The organism is Pseudomonas sp. SYWMCR5 (assembly GCF_057197165.1).
Map to the genome: position 1 here is coordinate 820,507 of NZ_JBXUNH010000002.1, position 16,170 is coordinate 836,676.

Genomic DNA, 16,170 nt, shown 5'->3' on the forward strand with positions numbered 1-16,170 from the left:
CGTCAGTTCAACCACGCGTCATTTGGCAGACCAGAAGATGTAGTCGGCCTGGTACTTGACGATCTGCTGCGCCCCCTTGTTCTGCGCTGTACAGGCCATTGCCGGGGCCACCCCGCCTTGGGTGGCGAGGCGCTGGATGTAGCTGACCCCGTGCATTGCCCCCTTACCCTCGGCCGGATTCGCCTTGACCAGTTGATACGGCAGATCGCCTTTGCCTGCAGGTGCCACGGCAAGCTGGGTGCCGGTGACTTTCGAGCCGTCCTTGGCCTGCCAGGTGGCGGGCGGGCCAAAGTAGTCGCCGACAGCCTTGCCACTGCGGTCGCTGAGGGTCGCCTTGGGACCGACGAAGAACCACTCGGTCTCGCCCGGCGCATTGGCCTTGTCCCGGCACTCGTAGGTGATTTCACCGACGCCGACGGTTTCGAGCATGACCGTGTGGCCTGCGGGCACCTTGACGGCATCGGGCACCGCAGCATGGGCAGCCTGTTGCGCGAGCATGAAGCTCGATACGAGCAGGATCGAGGCAAACGGGATTTTCATGGGATGGACTCCTGATGGGTACGCGGTTGGGCAGTCGATGACTGCTACCTTCCTGTACCCGCCAGCAGCCGTTGTGGATGCAGACTAGGCAATCCTGGCGACGAACGGTCGCAGGACAACTATTCGGTGGACTCCACCACGCCCTGATCCTCTCCCAGGAACCCACCGCTCTGATGCTGCCACAACCGCGCATAGGTGCCGTTTCTGGCCAGTAGTTCAGCGTGGGTGCCCTGTTCGATGATGCGCCCTTCATCCATCACGATGAGCCTGTCCATCGCCGCGATGGTGGACAACCGGTGAGCGATGGCGATCACCGTCTTGCCCTGCATCATGTCATCGAGGCTTTCCTGGATGGCAACCTCGACCTCCGAGTCCAGCGCACTGGTGGCTTCGTCGAGCAACAGGATCGGGGCATTCTTGAGCATCACCCGGGCAATCGCGATGCGTTGGCGCTGGCCACCGGACAGCTTGATGCCACGCTCGCCGACCAAGGTGTCGTAGCCGGTGTTCCCTTGGCGGTCGCTCAACTGGCTGATGAAGCCATCGGCCTGGGCACTGGCGGCAGCACGGCGGATCTGCGCCTCGCTCGCCTCTGGGCGGCCGTAGGCGATGTTGTCGCGAATCGAACGGTGCAGCAGCGAGGTGTCCTGGGTGACCATGCCAATGGCGCTGCGCAGGCTATCCTGGGTGACCTGGGCGATGTTCTGCCCATCGATGCGGATCTCGCCACTGTCCACGTCATAGAAACGCAGCAGCAAGTTGATCAGCGTCGACTTGCCCGCACCGGAGCGGCCGACCAGGCCGATCTTCTCGCCGGGGCGAATCTCAAGGCTCAGGCCATCGAGCACCTGGCGCTCGCCGTTATAGTTGAAACGCACATTATCGAAGCTCACCGCCCCGCCGTGGGTCACCAGCTCCCCCGCGTTCGGCACATCCTGGACCTTGGGGCCGGTGGTCAGGGTCACCATCCCGTCCTGCACGGTGCCGATGTTCTCGAACAGCGAAGTCATCTGCCACATGATCCAGTGCGACATGCCATTGACGCGCAATGCCATGGCGGTGATCGCCGCCACCGCGCCAGCGCCCACTTCGCCCTGGTGCCACAGCCACAGGGCGTAACCGCCCGCGCCCATGATCAGGCCGACCACCAGCGCCTGGTTGGCGATCTCGAACTGGCTGACCAGGCGCATCTGGCGAAAGCCGGTCTGCTTGAAATCCTCCATCGCCGCACGTGCGAAGTGCGCCTCACGCCGGGAGTGGGAAAACAGTTTCACCGTGGTGATGTTGGTGTAGGCATCCGAAACCCGCCCAGTCATCGACGAGCGGGCATGGGCCTGTTCCTGGCCGACCTGCCCCAGGCGCGGGACGAAATACACCATGGTCAGGCCGAACAGCGCCACCCAGGCAATGAACGGCAGCATGAGCTTGAGCGCGAAGCCGCCAGCCAGGGCAATGATCGCCACGAAGTACACGCCGATACCCGGCAGGATCTCGATCAGGGTGAACAGCACCTCACGCACCGCCAGCGCCGTCTGCATCACCTTGGTAGTGACCCGGCCTGAGAACTCGTCGGAGAAGAACGACAAGCTCTGGCGCAGCATCAGGCGATGGAAATCCCAACGCAGGCGCAGCGGCAGGTTGATCGCCAGCACCTGATGCTGCACCAGCGTGCGCCCCGCCACCAGGCCGATACTGACCAGCAGCACGGCACCCGCGCCCCACAGCACCCTCGCCTCCTCTGCGGTCACCGCGTCGCCCACTTTCCAGGTCGCGAGCAGGTCCACTACCTGGCCGAGAAAGGCGAACAGCCAGGCCTCGTAGATCGACACTGCAGCGCTGAGCAGCGCCAGCGCCACGATATAGCCGCGGGCACCGCGCGTGCAGGCCCACATGAACCGCGCCAGGCCCATGGGCGGTGGTGGGGCTTCGTCGGGTGGGAAAGGGTCAAGCCAACGCTCTAATATGCGCAGCATGGAAGTCTCCGGATAAGGCAAACAAGGGATTGTGCCAGTTCATGACGATAGGTGGCGGAAATTGACATCGACAGTGGTGCGCAGCCGGCGACCGGGCGCCAGCGGTCAGATGAAGGAATTTTCATCTTCCACGCCAGCGCGCTGTTACCGGGGTGGGCGGCACGTCACGCTATTGGCTGGCCGTGACCGACCTTGAGCCGACCGCCGAGCTTGCGTAGCATCCCCGGCCCTTGGGGCCGCAGACGGCCCACGGCGGGCCAGCCCTCGCCTTCACTCGTCATCACGTCACCGAGCCCCCATGCCACAGCCGATTCCCCTCAAGGACCACGAAAAGGAAAAGCACCTGGTCAACCGCCGGCTGCTGGTCTGCGCCGCGCTGACCCTGGGCCTGGTCGCGGTGCTGATCGGCAGGCTGTATGTCTTGCAGGTGCTGCAGCACGACCAGCAATCGGCGGTCTCGGAAAACAACCGCGTGCACGTGCTGCCCATCGCCCCCGAACGCGGGTTGATCTACGACCGTAACGGCGTGGTGCTGGCCGACAACAAGCCCAGCTTCAACCTCACCATGACCCGCGAGCGCACCAACGGCCAGACCTCCGCCGTGCTCGACGCCCTGGCCAAGGTCCTGAACCTCTCCGACGACGACCGCGCCCAGTTCGACAAAGACCTGCGCCGCGGCCGCAAGCCCTTCGAACCGGTCACCCTGATGTTCGGCCTGAGCGAAGAGCAGATCGCGCTGATCGCGGTCAATCAGTTCCGTCTGCCCGGCCTGGACGTCGAGCCGCAGTTCATCCGCGAATACCCGCTGGCCGAGCATTTCGCCCATTCGGTCGGCTACGTCGGGCGGATCAACGAAAAGGAAGCCAAGACCCTCGACAGCACCGAGTACCGCGGCACCCAGTCGATCGGCAAGACCGGCGTCGAGCGCTTCTACGAGAACGAGCTGCACGGCCATGTGGGCTACGAGGAAGTCGAGACCAATGCCCAGGGGCGGGTCATGCGCGTGCTGCGCCATCACGATCCGGTGCCGGGCAAGGATATCGTCCTGAGCCTGGACGCCAAACTGCAGCAGGCCGCCGAAAAGGCCCTGGGCGATCGCCGTGGTGCGGTGGTGGCGCTGGACCCGGCCACCGGCGACGTGCTGGCGATGGTCAGCAACCCCAGCTTCGACCCCAACCTGTTCGTCAAGGGCATCAGTTTCAAGCAATACGCCGCGCTGCGCGACTCGATCGACCGTCCGCTGTTCAACCGCGTGCTGCGCGGGTTGTACGCGCCCGGTTCGACGGTCAAGCCGGAAGTGGCCATCGCCGGCCTGGACAGCGGCGTGATCAACCCGGGTAGCCGCGTGTTCGACCCCGGTTACTACGAGCTGCCCAACTACGACCACAAGTACCGCAACTGGAACCGCAGCGGCGATGGCTGGGTGGACATGTACACCGCCATCATGCGTTCCAACGACACCTACTTCTACGACCTGGCGCACAAGCTGGGCATCGATCGCCTGCACGACTACATGGCCGAGTTCGGCCTGGGCCAGAAGGTCTCGCTGGACATGTTCGAGGAAGCGCCCGGCCTGATGCCGTCCGCACAATGGAAACGCGCCACCCGCCGCCAGGCCTGGTTCCCCGGCGAAACCCTGATCCTTGGCATCGGCCAGGGCTACATGCAGGTCACCCCGCTGCAACTGGCGCAGGCCACCAGCCTGCTGGCCAGCAAGGGGGTGTGGCACCGTCCGCACCTGGCCATGACCGTGGGTGGCGAGCACCCGGTCGACCCGAACCCGATGCCCGACATCGTGCTGCATGACAAACGCGCCTGGGACCAGGTCAGCCAGGGCATGCAGATGGTCATGCATGATCCGCGCGGCATCGCCCGTGCGGCCGCCGCTGGCGCGCAGTACCGGATTGCCGGCAAGAGCGGCACGGCGCAGGTCGTGGCGATCCGCCAGGGCGAGCGCTATAACCGCGACAAGACCCTGGAGCGGCACCGCGACAACGCCCTGTTCGTGGGCTTCGCCCCCGCCGAGCATCCCTCCATCGTGGTGGCGGTGATGATCGAGAACGGCGAGGCTGGCGGCCGGGTGGCCGGGCCCGTGGTGCGCGAGATCATGGATGCCTGGTTGCTGGATGACCAGGGGCACCTGAAGGAGCAGTACGCCGGGAGCGCGGGCAAGAGCGCGGTGCCGCACGGCTGAGCCCAGGCCGCCCGCCCTATGCGCAGGCGGGCAGCGCCATTTGCCCCATCATCGCAACGGATACAGCGCCTCGTCGAACTGCTCCAGACGCGGGAACACCAGTGGCTGGTCATCCGAAAGCTGTTCCAACCGCTGGCGATACTGCACCAGGAACTCACCCCGCGCCTCGTCGCTGATGTAGGGCACGTGCCAGGCCACGAAAGGCGCCAGTACATCAAAACCGACATAGGCCAGGGTGCCGCGCAGGATCGGCCGCAGCATGTCCTCCAGCGGCCCGTGGATCGCCCCTTCGCCGAACATGTGCTCACGCCCGCCGAGGGTCACGGTCACCAGCGCCTTCTTGCCCGCCAGGCCACCCTGGTCGTAGAAGCGCTTGCCGCCGTAGCACACCCCCGACACCAGCACCCGGTCGATCCAGCCCTTGAGCATGGCCGGGGCGGAGAACCAGAAGATCGGGAAGTTCAGCACCAGCAGATCAGCCCACAGCAGCTTGTCCAGCTCCTGCTGGATATCCGCGGCGATGGAGCCGCTCTTGACGCCCAGGCGCTGTTCCAGCGCATAGACCAGATATTCGGGGTTCTCACGGGTGCTGAAATCCTCGGCGCTGGCCACCGGGTTCCAGCCCATGGCGTACAGGTCGCTGACCTGCACCTGGTGTCCCTGGGCCTTGAAAGTCTCCACCGCCTGGTCGCGCAGCGCGGCGGTGAACGAATGCGGTTCGGGGTGGGCGTGGACGATCAGTACGTTCATGGAAGCTGTCCTTCGGCAATTGGCTGGTTAGTGGCAGCGGCGCGACCGGCCAACAGGCGGTCGAGCCAGTCCGGGTCCATCTGCGGTTCGCAAGAGAACAGCAGCCCGGTGTAATCCTGATAAGGCGGGGTAAAGATCGACTCGCGCCGCCCCTGATCCACCACCCTGCCCCGCTGCATCACCATCACCTCGTCGGCGATGGCGCGCACGGTGGCCACATCGTGGGTGATGAACAGGTAGGCCACGCCCAACTGGCGCTGGATGCGGTCGAGCAGCTTGAGCACACCTTCGGCCACCAACTGATCGAGGGCCGAAGTCACCTCGTCGCAGATGATCAGTTGCGGCTCGGCGGCCAGCGCGCGGGCGATGCACACCCGCTGCTTCTGCCCGCCGGACAGTTCGCGTGGCTGACGCTCCATGAACCTGGCCGGGTCCAGCTCGATCATCTCCAGCAGCTCGGCGACCCGCTCGCGCAGCGCCCTGCCCTTGAGCCCCAGGTAGAACGCCAGTGGGCGACCGATGATGTCGACGATGCGCTGGCGTGGATTGAGCGCGGTGTCGGGGATCTGGTAGATCATCTGGATGCGCCGCAACTGTTCCTTGCTGCGCCGGCGGTAGTCGGTCGGCAAGGCTTCACCGTCGTACAGCACCTGGCCGCTGCTCGGTTGCAGGAGCCCGGTAATCAGCCGCGCAGTGGTGCTCTTGCCGCTGCCGGACTCGCCGATCACCGCCAGCGTCTGGCCGCGTTGCAGCTTGAGCGACACATCGTGCAGCACCGGCTGGGCACCATAGCTGGCCGAGGCGTTGCGCACCTCGAGCAGTGGCCGGGCCTGCGCCTGGCTGGCCTTGGGTTCGGTGTGAAAGCTGCGCACCGCCCACAGCGAGCGGGTGTAGTCCTGACTTGGGGCACCGAGCATGGTGCGGGTGGCGGCTTCTTCGACCAGGCTGCCGTGGCGCAGCACCATGATGCGGTCGGCAATCTGTGCCACCAGGGCCAGGTCGTGGCTGATGTAAAGGGCTGCGCTGCCGAAGCGCTTGATCGCATCGCGAATGGCGGCGATCACTTCGATCTGGGTGGTCACGTCGAGCGCGGTGGTCGGCTCGTCGAACACGATCAGGTCCGGGTGGCAGGCCATGGCCATGGCCGTCATCACGCGCTGCAGTTGGCCGCCAGAGACCTGGTGCGGGTAACGCCGGCCAATGTTCTCCGGATCCGGCAGGCGCAGCACGCGGTACAGCTCGACCGCCTCGGCCTCGGCGGTGGCGCGGTCGATACCGCCGTTGACCACGGCGGTTTCCACATGCTGGTCGATCAAGCGATGCGCCGGGTTGAACGACGCAGCGGCGCTCTGCGCCACGTAGGCTACGCGCAGGCCGCGCAGCTTGCGCAACACCTCAGGCGCCGCGCCGACCAGTTCCTGGCCGTCGAAGCACACCGAGCCACGGGCGATGCGGCAGCCGTCGCGCACGTAACCCATCGCGGCCAGGCCAAGGGTCGACTTGCCGGCCCCCGATTCGCCGATCAAACCCAGCACCTCGCCACGCTGCAGGGTCAGGTCGATGCCCTTGACCAACGGATGCCAGGCGTCGTCGGAGTGACCTTCGATGTGCAGGTCGCGGATTTCCAGTAGCGGTTTCATGCTCAGCACTCCTTCAGACCGCTGGACTTGTGCAGCACCCAGTCGACGACGAAATTCACGCTCACGGTGATCAACGCCACCGCCAGCGCCGGCAGCAGCGGGCTGACATCGCCGAAAGTGATCAGCACGGCGTTGTCGCGCACCATGCTGCCCCAATCGGCGGTGGGCGGCTGGATGCCCAGGCCGAGGAACGACAGTGCACTGATGAACAGGAAGACAAAGCAGAAGCGCAGGCCGAACTCGGCGATCAAGGGCGCGGCGGCATTGGGCAGCACCTCGCGGGTGACCAGCCACCACAGCCCCTCCCCGCGCAGCCGCGCGGCCTCGACGAAGTCCTGCACCACCACGCTCATTGCCACCGCCCGCGACAGGCGGAACACCCGGGTGGCATCGAGCAGCGCGATCACCAGCACCAGCGAGGTGGTGGTGGTGCCGACCACGCTGAGGATCAACAGGGCGAAGATCAGTTGCGGGATGGCCATGAGGATGTCCACGACCCGCGACATGCCCTGGTCGATCCAGCCACCGCGGATCGCCGCCACCAGCCCGCAGAACCCGCCCAGGGCGAAGGCCAGCACGGTGGTCAGGAAAGCGATGCCGAGGGTATTGCGCGCGCCGTAGACCAGGCGGCTGAACATGTCGCGGCCCAGGTTGTCGGTGCCGAGCAGGAACTGCCCGCCCCAGGGCGCGAAGCCCTCGCCGACCACTTCGGTCTCGCCGAACGGCGCCACCAGCGGCGCGAACAGCGCAACCAGTACATACAGCAGGATCACCAGCAGGCCGAACTTGGCACTCAGCGGCGCACGGCGCAATTGCGTGTACAGGCTCATGGGCTACCCCTTCGGATGCATCAGGCGCGGGTTGCTGGCGATCGACAGCACGTCGGCACTGGTGTTGAGCAGGATGTAGGTGGCGGCGAAGATCAGGCTGCAGGCCTGCACCACCGGGATGTCGCGCTTGGCCACCGAGTCGACCAGCAACTGGCCCAGGCCTGGGTAGACGAACACCACCTCGACCACCACCACGCCCACCACCAGGTACGCCAGGTTCAGCGCTACCACGTTGACGATCGGCGCCAGGGCGTTGGGCAAGGCGTGGCGGAAGATGATCCGCGCCTGGCCGATGCCCTTGAGCCGGGCCATCTCGATATAGGGGCTGGCGAGCAGGTTGATCAGCGAGGCGCGAGTCATGCGCATCATTTGCGCCACCACCACCAGGCTCAGGGTCAGCACCGGCAGCAGCGAGCGCTCCAGAATCTCGCCGAGGGAGGCATCCGGGGAGAGGTTGGAGATGCTTGGCAGCCAGGCCAGCTTCACCGCGAACACCAGGATCAGGATGTAGGCGACGAAGAACTCCGGGAACGACACCGCGCTCAGGGCGCTGGTGTTGAGCAGCCGGTCGAACCAACTGTTGCGATACAGAGCGGCCAACATGCCCAGCAGCAGCGCCAGCGGCACCGACACCAGCGCCGCCAGCAGCGCCAGGCTGAAGGTGTTGCCCAGGCGAGCGCCGATCAGCTCGGCGATTGGCCGCTGGTTGGCCAGCGACACACCGAGGTCGCCTTGCAGCAGTTGCCAGCCCCAGTGGAAGAAGCGCGTCAGCGCTGGCTGGTCCAGGCCCAACTGCAGGCGCAGCGCAGCCACGGTTTCCGGCGTTGCGGCCTGGCCGAGCATGGCCTGGGCCACGTCGCCCGGAAGCATGCCCACCGCCAGGAAGATGATCACCGACACCGCCAGCAGCGACAGCAGGCCCAGGGCCAACCGCTGGGCGAGCAGTTTGCAGAGACTATTCACCGTACGGTCCTCGCGACGAAATGGGGTTCAGGCCTGCCACCAGCGCTCGATCAGGCGCAGGCCGTCCAGCTCACCGTAAGGTGCGGTGACGCCGCCGTGCATCACCCGCCTGGAGCGCGCCGCAACGGAGCTTGCGAACAGCGGCACGATGGCGCCGCCATCGTCGCGGCACAGCGCCTGCATTTCGTTGTACATCTCCTGGCGCAGCGGCGCGTTCATCTCGCCACGGGCGGCATTGAGCAACTGGTTGAAGCGCGGGTTGTCCCAGTGCGTCTCGTTCCATGCCGCGCCCTTGGCGTAGCCGATGCTGAACATGCGGTCGGCGGTCAGGCTCGAGTACCAGAACGAGGTGGTGAACGGCTGCTTCATCCACACGTTGGTGAAAAAGCCGTCGGCCGGCTCGCGCACCACGTCGATGTCGATACCGGCCTTGCGCGCCTGCTCCTTGAACAGCACCGAGGCGTCGACCGCGCCGGTGTAGGCGGCGTCGGAGGCCTGCAGGCGTACCTTGAGGCTGTCCATGCCGGCCTGCTTGAGGTAGAAGCGCGCCTTGTCGGCGTCGTATACGCGCTGCTCCAGGGCCGTGTTGATGAAGCGGCTGCCGGGCTGGATCGGGTGGTCGTTGCCGATCTGGCCGTAGCCGTACAGCACCGAGGTCAGCAAGGCCTGGCGGTCGATGGCGTGCTTGAGCGCCAGACGCACGTTATTGTCCTGGAACTGCGCGGCGTCGCAGAGCATGGGGAAGGTGTAGTGCTGGGCGCCTTTGGTTTCCTCGATCACCAGTTGCGGGTTGCGCTTGAGCAGCGCCACGGTCTTGAGATCGACCTTGTTGATCACATCCACCTGGCCTGTGACCAGCGCATTGACCCGCGCCGCGCCATCGGCGATGGACAGCAGCTCGGCGCTGGCAAAGTGCGCCCGGCCCGGCTTCCAGTAATCGGGGCTGCGTACCAGGTCCATGCGCACGCCCGGCTCGAAGTGCTTGAGGCGATAGCCGCCCGTGCCAGTGCCGGCCTGCCAGTCGGCGGCGCCGTCCTTGGCGGGCATGATCACCAGGTGATAGTCGGCGACCACATAGGGGAAATCGGCGTTGCCCGAGTGCAGTTCGAACACCACGGTGGCGGCGTCCTGGGCACGCACCACGGCAACATCGCCGAGGACGGTCTTGGCCGCCGAGGTGGATTTCTCGCCCAGGTGGTGCTGGATCGAAGCGACCACATCGCCGGCATCGAGGCTCTTGCCGTCGTGGAAGGTCACGCCCTGGCGCAGGAAGAAGGTCCAGACCTTGGCATCGGGGGTGGACTCCCAGCGTTCGGCCAGCTCCGGGATGGCGGTGCCGTCGACGCTGATTTCGCTGAGGGTGTTGTAGACCGCCGAGAAGCCGACGAAGGTGAAGGTGTCGGCCCAGGTGCCGGGGTCACGCGAGTCGGTGGTGCTGCCCCCGGCCAGCCCCATGCGCAGGGTGCCGCCAGCCTTGGGTGTGGCCTGCTCGGCCCAGCCCGGCATGGGCAGGCCCAGGGAGAAGGCACCGGCGAAGGTCGCCGCCGCCGCGCTGTACTTGAGGAACTCCCGACGTGGCAGGCCGCCGTCGGGCATCGCTTGAGTGATCTTGTTGTTCTTATCGCTCATGGCATTGCCCCTGTTGAACCGCTGGAAAGAAGGATCGCAGGCATCGATGACCGAATATTTGTAATTGTCATCGTGACAAATACATTAGACTCATTGGCATGCCCCTGCCAAGATGGATTTTCACAGGGACACCGACTTTGCGATTCACCAGGGATTTTTACCGATGAGCCAATCGACCCGTCTGATCACCGCCTCGTACATCCTCTCGTTCGTGGCCGCCAACGCGCCGCAGAAACTGCGCACCGAGACCATCGCCAAGTGGGTCAAGGTGCACCCGACACGGGTGCGCAGCCTGGCTTCGCAGATGGTCAAGGCCAACATTCTCAAGTCCTGGCGCGGTGCCCAGGGCGGCCTCACCCTCGCCCGCCCGGCCAGCGAGATCACCCTGCGCGAGGTGTACGACGCGGTGCAGGAGAGCTCGCTGATCGCCGAGAAGATCGACAACCCGTTTTCGGGGATGGAGGATCACTGCAAGGTGTTCGAGGTGTTCACCCGGCTGTTTGCGATGCTCGAGGCGAACATGCGCCTGGACCTGGGGGCGATCACGGCGGACCAGTTGTTCGTTGCGTTTGATCGTCCGGTTGAGGGGGCTGTGGAAGGTTGATAGGCAGGGCCGGCCCTTTCGCGGGCAAGCCCGCTCCCACAGGTAAAGCGCCGCTCTCGAAACTGGCGGTGTACCTGTGGGAGCGGGCTTGCCCGCGAAAGGGCCCTGCGCCTCACCCCGTGACCACCCTGCCCTCCAGCACCTGCGCCGCACACCGGGCAATCCGCCGGCAAGCCTCGGTAAGGGCCTCGGCACCCAGCACCAGCCCCAGGCGGATATGCCCCGCCGCACTCGGCCCGAACGCCTCCCCCGCCAGTACCGACACGCCATGCTCCTCCAGCAGCAGGCTGGAAAACGCCTGGGCGCTGAGGCCGGTCTGGCGGATATCGACCATCACGAACATCCCGCCATCAGGCTTGAGCACCTTCACCCCCGGGCAATCGGCCAAGCGTTCGCAGACCAGGTCGCGCCGCTGTCGATAGGCCTCGCGCATCGCTTCGAGCTCCGGCAGGCGCTGCTCCAGCGCCACCACGGCGGCATCCTGGATGAAGTCCGGCGAGCCATACAGCATGCACAGCGCCAGGTTCTCCAGATGGCAGGCCAACGCTGGCGAGCCGACCACCCAGCCGATTCGCCAGCCCGTCATGGCGTGGGACTTGGACAGACTGTTCAGCGTCGCCGTCCTGTCGGCCATGCCCGGCAGGCTGCCAGGGCTGATGTGCTCGCCTTCGTACAACAGCTCGCTGTACACCTCGTCGCTGATCAACCACAGGTCATGGGCCACGCACAACTCGGCCAGCGCCTCCCAGGTGCTGCGCGGCAGGCTGGCACCGGAGGGGTTGTGCGGGCTGTTCAGGGCCAGCGCACGGGTACGCGGGGTGATGCGCGCGGCAACATCCTCGGCCTGCACGCGAAAACCATGCTCGGGCTTGACCGGCACCGGCACCACCGTGGCGCCACAGGCGCCGAACACGGCCTCGTAGGTGACGTACATCGGCTCGGCGACGATCACCTCGTCACCCGGATCGAGCACGCACTGGGCCACGCAGAACAACGCGCACTGGGCACCGGCCAGCACCGTCACCTGATCGGCATCGACGGCCTGGCCGCTGCGCTGCTGGTGGCGCCGGGCGATGGCCTGGCGCAGGGCATGCTTGCCGCGCACATCGGAGTAATGGGTGTGGCCGTCCTGCAGGCTGTCGATGGCGGCCTGGACGATCGGCGCCGGGGTGTCGAAGTCCGGGTCGCCCACCGACAGCAGCAGGATGTCGCGGCCCTGAGCCTGCAGCTCGAGGGCGCGGTAGTGGATCTCCCAGGCCGCAGCGCCGTCACCGGCGATGCGCTGGGTCAGCTTGGAAAAACGCATGAAAAGCCTCCATCAATGGGCGCTGGCGTGCCTGAGTTCGATCAGGGTGACGCCGTTGCGCGCGAATCCGTTCCTGAGGTCCTGCTCCAGCTCATCGAGGCTGCCGGGCTGCGCCACGGCGCAGCCGAAGGCACGGCCCAGGCCGATGAAGTCGGGGTTGCGCGGCAGCACGCCGATGGGTTCGATATCCAGGCCCAGCATATCGTCGCGGATCTGCCCGAGCGCATCGTTGTTCCACAGCAATACCACCAGCGGCCGGTCCAGTTCCTCGACCGCCGTGGCCAGCTCCTGCGCGGTGTACAGGAACCCGCCGTCCCCCACCAGCACCAGGCCTGGACGCTCGCCCCCGGCGAACATGCCGCCGATCCCCGCCGGTAGACCATAGCCCAGGGTTCCGTACCCCGTGGGATGCAGCCAGCTGCGCGGTGTCTTGCTGGGGAAGGCGTAGTTGCCGGTGTAGGCCAACTGCGTCATGTCGGTACTGATGAAGGCATTGTCCGGCAACGCCCGGGCCACACGATCGAGAATGCCCTGGTGCAATCGCTGCAACGGCCCATGCCCTGCCCTCACCGCCTCGCGCAGACCGGCAACCGCATGGATAGCCGCCGTGGCATCGCGGCGAATATCCGGCAGATGCTCCAGCACCCCGGCCAGGGTCAGGCGCGCATCACCCTGCAATGCCAGCGCGCACGGGTAGAAATCGTTGAACTTGCGCGGGTCGATATCGATACGAATCAATTCGCCGTTGATCGGCAGGCGCTCGCGCCAGAAATCGGTGTCGGCCATCTCGGTCCCCACCGCCAGCACCACGTCCGCCTCGGCGATCATCTGCCAGCCCGGCTCCACACACAGGCTCGCACCGGCACTGAGCGGCGCCTCAGGCGGCAGCAGCCCCTTGCCTGCCACGCTGGTGAACACCGGTGCAGCCAGGCGCTCGCTCAGTACAGACAGCTCGGACCCCGCCTGCAGTGCTCCACCGCCCGCGATGATCATCGGGCGCCTGGCAGCGGCCAGCCTGGCCGCCGCCTGATCCAGCACAGTGCGGTCCGGCACGCTGCGGCCAGGGCGGCGTACCACTTCGGCGCTCCAGTCACGCGCCACCGCTGCCGACAGCACATCCAGCGGCACCGAGATATGCACCGGCCGGGGCCGCTCGCTGTCGAACACCGCCCAGGCGCGGGCGATCAGCTCAGGCAGGTCTTCCGGGCTCAGGGCCAGCGCCGAGAAGGCGGTGATCGGCGCGGTCATCGCGCGTTGGTCCTGAGTCTCGTGCAGGCAGCCCCAGCCTTTGCCCAGGCTGGCGCTGTGGTTGACGCTGGAGATCACCAGCAACGGAATCGAGTCGGCGTGGGCCTGGCCGATGGCAGTGGCGGCATTGGTCACACCGGGGCCGGTGATCACGAAACACACGCCCGGCTTGCCGCTGATGCGCGCATAGCCGTCGGCCATGAAGCCTGCGCCCTGCTCGTGGCGGGTCAGCACATGGCGGATACCACTGCCAGGCAGGCCGCGATACAGCTCCAAAGTGTGCACGCCGGGAATGCCGAACACGGTGTCGACGCCATAGTTGGCCAGCAATCGGACCAGGGCCTGGCCGCCGGTCAAGGGTTTGTCATGCATGTTCATCTCCTCGGGCCTGGCCCAGGCGGATCAGTGCATCGACCGCCGTGGTGGCATTGGCGCCGACCATCAATGGATTGACGTCCAGCTCCAGCAGCTGGCTGGCGTTTTCGCAGGCGTAGTCGGCCACCGCGCGGATCGCCGCCACCAGAACATCCAGGTCGGCCGCCGGACGCCCGCGGAAACCCTGCAGCAACCCGGCGCTGCGCAGCCCGAGCAAGGCCGCGCGGATGGCGCCATCGGTGGTGGGCAGCAGCAGGCTGGTGCTGTCCTTGAGCAATTCGACCAGCACCCCGCCCGCCCCGATGACCAGTGCCAGGGCAAAGCCGTTCTCGCGCTTGATGCCGACGATCAGCTCGGCCAACGCTGGCTCGGCCATCGGTTCGAGCAGTACTCGATCGAACGGCACCTGTGGCGCGTGGGCATGGATACGCTCGCGCATCTGGTGCAGCGCCGCCTCGAGCGCCCGGCCATCACGCAGGTTCAGCGCCACCGCGCCAGCTTCGGTCTTGTGCGGCAACTGTGCGCTGACCGCCTTGAGCACCAACGGAAAGCCGACAATGGCCGAATCGGCCAGCGCCGAACCGGGGGTGCTCAGCCGACCGTCCGGGACCGGCAAGCCAAAGGGGCGCAGGGCCTGCTTGGACTGCCACTCGTCCAGCAAGCGGGTCTTGCCAGTCAGTGCCTGCGGGCACAACGGCACCAGCGCGGACTCGCCCAACGCCAGCAGGCGCTGTCGATTGGCCTGGTACTCAACGATCCGCCCCCAGGCCGCCAGGCCATCTTCCACGCCCTGCAACGCCGCGATGCCATGGGCATGCAGACGCTCACGGGCGCTGGCCGGCAGCAGCTCGGGGAAGGCCGAGGTGACGAAGCCGATCTTGCCGTGACGCGCCAGGGCCTGGCAGTACAGCGCCAGCAGCAGGTCGCACTCCTTGCGCTCGCCGGTGAACTCCGCCGGATAGTCGAGCACCAGCATCGCCGCATCGGCGTCGCTGCGCAGGGCGCTGTCGAGCATGCGCTGCAGTGCCTCGTCGTCGCCCCAGATGGCCGTGGTGAAGTCCAGCGGGTTGACCAGGTTGGCGTAGCTGGGCAGCACCTGGGCCAGTTCATCGACCTGGGTCTGCTCGAGCTTGGGCAGGCTCAGATGGTTGCGCTCGGCATAATCGGCGATCAGCCCGGCGTCACCGCCCGAGCAGGCCAGGGCAATCAGCCGGTCGCCCTGGGGCAACTGCCCGCAAGCGGCGGCCTTGAGGGTTTCGACGAAGCTTACCGGGCCGCTCACGCGAATCACGCCCAGGCGCTTGAACAAGGCGTCGTACAGCGCGTCGGAGCCAGACAGCGAGCTGGTGTGGCTGAGCGCAAGTTCGGCACCGATCTGCGACACGCCGGTCTTCAGCGCGATGATCGGCGTACCGCGCTCCAGCGCCTTGTGCGCGGCGCGGGCAAAGCCGGGTACATTTTTCAACCCTTCCAGATGCAGGCCGATGGCGGTGACGCGCGGATCGTCCAGCAGCACATCCATCAACTCGGCCACGCCCAGCTGCGCCTGGTTGCCGACCGAGGCCATGTAGGCCACCGGCAGCGAACGGTCGCTCATCGACAGGTTGTAGGCGAAGTTGCCGCTCTGGGTGAGGATCGCCACGCCCTTCTCGACCGTCTTGCCGCCATGGGCGACCGGCCACAGCGCGGCGCTGTGCAGGTAGTCGAGCAGGCCATAGCAGTTGGGGCCCAGCAGGGCCATGCTACCGGCCGCCTGCAGCAGGCGCTGCTGCAAGGCCTCGCCCTCGGCGCCACTTTCGGCGAAGCCCGAGGCATAGCAGATCGCGCCGCCGGCACCGAGCGCGGCGAGCTGCTCGACGCAGGCCAGGGTCAGCTCGCGGTTGGTGGCGATAAACACGGCATCCGGGCCGCACGGCAGCTCGGCGACGCTGGCCACGCACGGGATGCCATCGATGCTGGTGTGCTGCGGGTTGACCAGCCACATCGGGCCCTGGAACCCGCCTTCGGCGCAGCGCTTGAGGGCGCGGGCCATGCTGCGGCCACCGACGAAGGCCAGGTGCCGCGGCGCCAGCAGACGCTTGAGGTTGTCACGAATCGACTGCGACATGAGTATTCTCC

12 protein-coding genes are annotated in these 16,170 nt (G+C 66.5%); 2 read left to right on the top strand and 10 right to left on the bottom strand.

Translation table 11 applies throughout. The features are described 5' to 3' along the window. Nucleotides 1-18: 18 nt before the first annotated feature. Together AC2CGW_RS09575 and AC2CGW_RS09580 are read right to left on the bottom strand one after the other, a co-directional pair. Nucleotides 19-540, bottom strand: a complete 522-nt coding sequence (locus AC2CGW_RS09575; RefSeq protein WP_186708586.1) for a DUF3455 domain-containing protein — start codon at nt 538-540, stop codon at nt 19-21. 119 nt (nt 541-659) lie between these two features. Then, complete coding sequence (locus AC2CGW_RS09580; protein ID WP_426352424.1) at nt 660-2,513, bottom strand: ABC transporter ATP-binding protein; 1,854 nt, start codon at nt 2,511-2,513, stop codon at nt 660-662. Between the two features lie 298 nt (nt 2,514-2,811). On the opposite strand from AC2CGW_RS09580, the gene mrdA reads away from it, so the two are divergent. After that, nucleotides 2,812-4,707 carry a penicillin-binding protein 2 gene (gene mrdA, locus AC2CGW_RS09585; RefSeq protein ID WP_186665246.1) on the top strand — a complete coding sequence of 632 codons (1,896 nt, stop codon included), beginning with the start codon at nt 2,812-2,814 and terminating at the stop codon, nt 4,705-4,707. Between the two features lie 48 nt (nt 4,708-4,755). Here the strand turns inward: mrdA and AC2CGW_RS09590 are convergent, their stop codons facing one another. Genes AC2CGW_RS09590 through AC2CGW_RS09610 form a run of 5 tightly spaced genes read right to left on the bottom strand, consistent with a single transcriptional unit; the run spans nt 4,756 to nt 10,519 of the window. Next, nucleotides 4,756-5,457: an NAD(P)H-dependent oxidoreductase gene (locus AC2CGW_RS09590; RefSeq protein ID WP_186665248.1), complete on the bottom strand. Its 702-nt coding sequence runs from the start codon at nt 5,455-5,457 to the stop codon at nt 4,756-4,758. After that, nucleotides 5,454-7,097, bottom strand: a complete 1,644-nt coding sequence (locus AC2CGW_RS09595) for an ABC transporter ATP-binding protein (protein ID WP_484573940.1) — start codon at nt 7,095-7,097, stop codon at nt 5,454-5,456. Before AC2CGW_RS09595 ends, AC2CGW_RS09590 begins: the two co-directional genes overlap by 4 nt. A gap of 2 nt (nt 7,098-7,099) precedes the next feature. Next, the gene (locus AC2CGW_RS09600; RefSeq protein WP_054894145.1) at nt 7,100-7,927 is read right to left on the bottom strand and encodes an ABC transporter permease; all 828 of its coding nucleotides are present in this window, start codon (nt 7,925-7,927) and stop codon (nt 7,100-7,102) included. A 3-nt stretch (nt 7,928-7,930) separates the two neighbouring features. Further along, on the bottom strand, nt 7,931-8,890 hold the full coding sequence (locus AC2CGW_RS09605; protein ID WP_186719112.1) for an ABC transporter permease: 960 nt from the start codon (nt 8,888-8,890) through the stop codon (nt 7,931-7,933). A 27-nt stretch (nt 8,891-8,917) separates the two neighbouring features. Then, nucleotides 8,918-10,519 (bottom strand): ABC transporter substrate-binding protein, encoded by a 1,602-nt coding sequence (locus tag AC2CGW_RS09610; protein WP_186665252.1) that lies wholly within the window; start codon nt 10,517-10,519, stop codon nt 8,918-8,920. Nucleotides 10,520-10,682: 163 nt separating this feature from the next. Between AC2CGW_RS09610 and AC2CGW_RS09615 the strand changes: the two genes are divergently transcribed. Next, a complete protein-coding gene (locus AC2CGW_RS09615) occupies nt 10,683-11,123 on the top strand; it encodes an RrF2 family transcriptional regulator (RefSeq protein WP_063544552.1) in 441 nt (146 codons plus the stop codon). A gap of 112 nt (nt 11,124-11,235) precedes the next feature. Here the strand turns inward: AC2CGW_RS09615 and AC2CGW_RS09620 are convergent, their stop codons facing one another. From AC2CGW_RS09620 to AC2CGW_RS09630, 3 genes are read right to left on the bottom strand one after another with little or no spacing between them, the layout of a single operon-like run. After that, the gene (locus AC2CGW_RS09620; RefSeq protein ID WP_484573941.1) at nt 11,236-12,429 is read right to left on the bottom strand and encodes a pyridoxal phosphate-dependent aminotransferase; all 1,194 of its coding nucleotides are present in this window, start codon (nt 12,427-12,429) and stop codon (nt 11,236-11,238) included. A 12-nt stretch (nt 12,430-12,441) separates the two neighbouring features. Continuing rightward, nucleotides 12,442-14,049, bottom strand: coding sequence for a 5-guanidino-2-oxopentanoate decarboxylase (locus AC2CGW_RS09625; RefSeq protein ID WP_484573942.1), 1,608 nt, complete (start codon nt 14,047-14,049; stop codon nt 12,442-12,444). Beyond that, complete coding sequence (locus tag AC2CGW_RS09630) at nt 14,042-16,159, bottom strand: acetate--CoA ligase family protein (RefSeq protein WP_484573943.1); 2,118 nt, start codon at nt 16,157-16,159, stop codon at nt 14,042-14,044. The genes AC2CGW_RS09625 and AC2CGW_RS09630 overlap by 8 nt, the downstream gene beginning before the upstream one ends. Nucleotides 16,160-16,170 lie beyond the last annotated feature (11 nt).

Coding starts and splice junctions, on each gene's coding strand:
- AC2CGW_RS09620 (WP_484573941.1), bottom strand. CDS start 12,429: ATGCGTTTTTCCAAGCTGACCCAGCGCATCGCCGGTGACGGCGCTGCG.
- AC2CGW_RS09625 (WP_484573942.1), bottom strand. CDS start 14,049: ATGCATGACAAACCCTTGACCGGCGGCCAGGCCCTGGTCCGATTGCTG.
- AC2CGW_RS09600 (WP_054894145.1), bottom strand. CDS start 7,927: ATGAGCCTGTACACGCAATTGCGCCGTGCGCCGCTGAGTGCCAAGTTC.
- AC2CGW_RS09615 (WP_063544552.1), top strand. CDS start 10,683: ATGAGCCAATCGACCCGTCTGATCACCGCCTCGTACATCCTCTCGTTC.
- AC2CGW_RS09630 (WP_484573943.1), bottom strand. CDS start 16,159: ATGTCGCAGTCGATTCGTGACAACCTCAAGCGTCTGCTGGCGCCGCGG.
- AC2CGW_RS09610 (WP_186665252.1), bottom strand. CDS start 10,519: ATGAGCGATAAGAACAACAAGATCACTCAAGCGATGCCCGACGGCGGC.
- AC2CGW_RS09580 (WP_426352424.1), bottom strand. CDS start 2,513: ATGCTGCGCATATTAGAGCGTTGGCTTGACCCTTTCCCACCCGACGAA.
- AC2CGW_RS09590 (WP_186665248.1), bottom strand. CDS start 5,457: ATGAACGTACTGATCGTCCACGCCCACCCCGAACCGCATTCGTTCACC.
- mrdA (WP_186665246.1), top strand. CDS start 2,812: ATGCCACAGCCGATTCCCCTCAAGGACCACGAAAAGGAAAAGCACCTG.
- AC2CGW_RS09575 (WP_186708586.1), bottom strand. CDS start 540: ATGAAAATCCCGTTTGCCTCGATCCTGCTCGTATCGAGCTTCATGCTC.
- AC2CGW_RS09595 (WP_484573940.1), bottom strand. CDS start 7,097: ATGAAACCGCTACTGGAAATCCGCGACCTGCACATCGAAGGTCACTCC.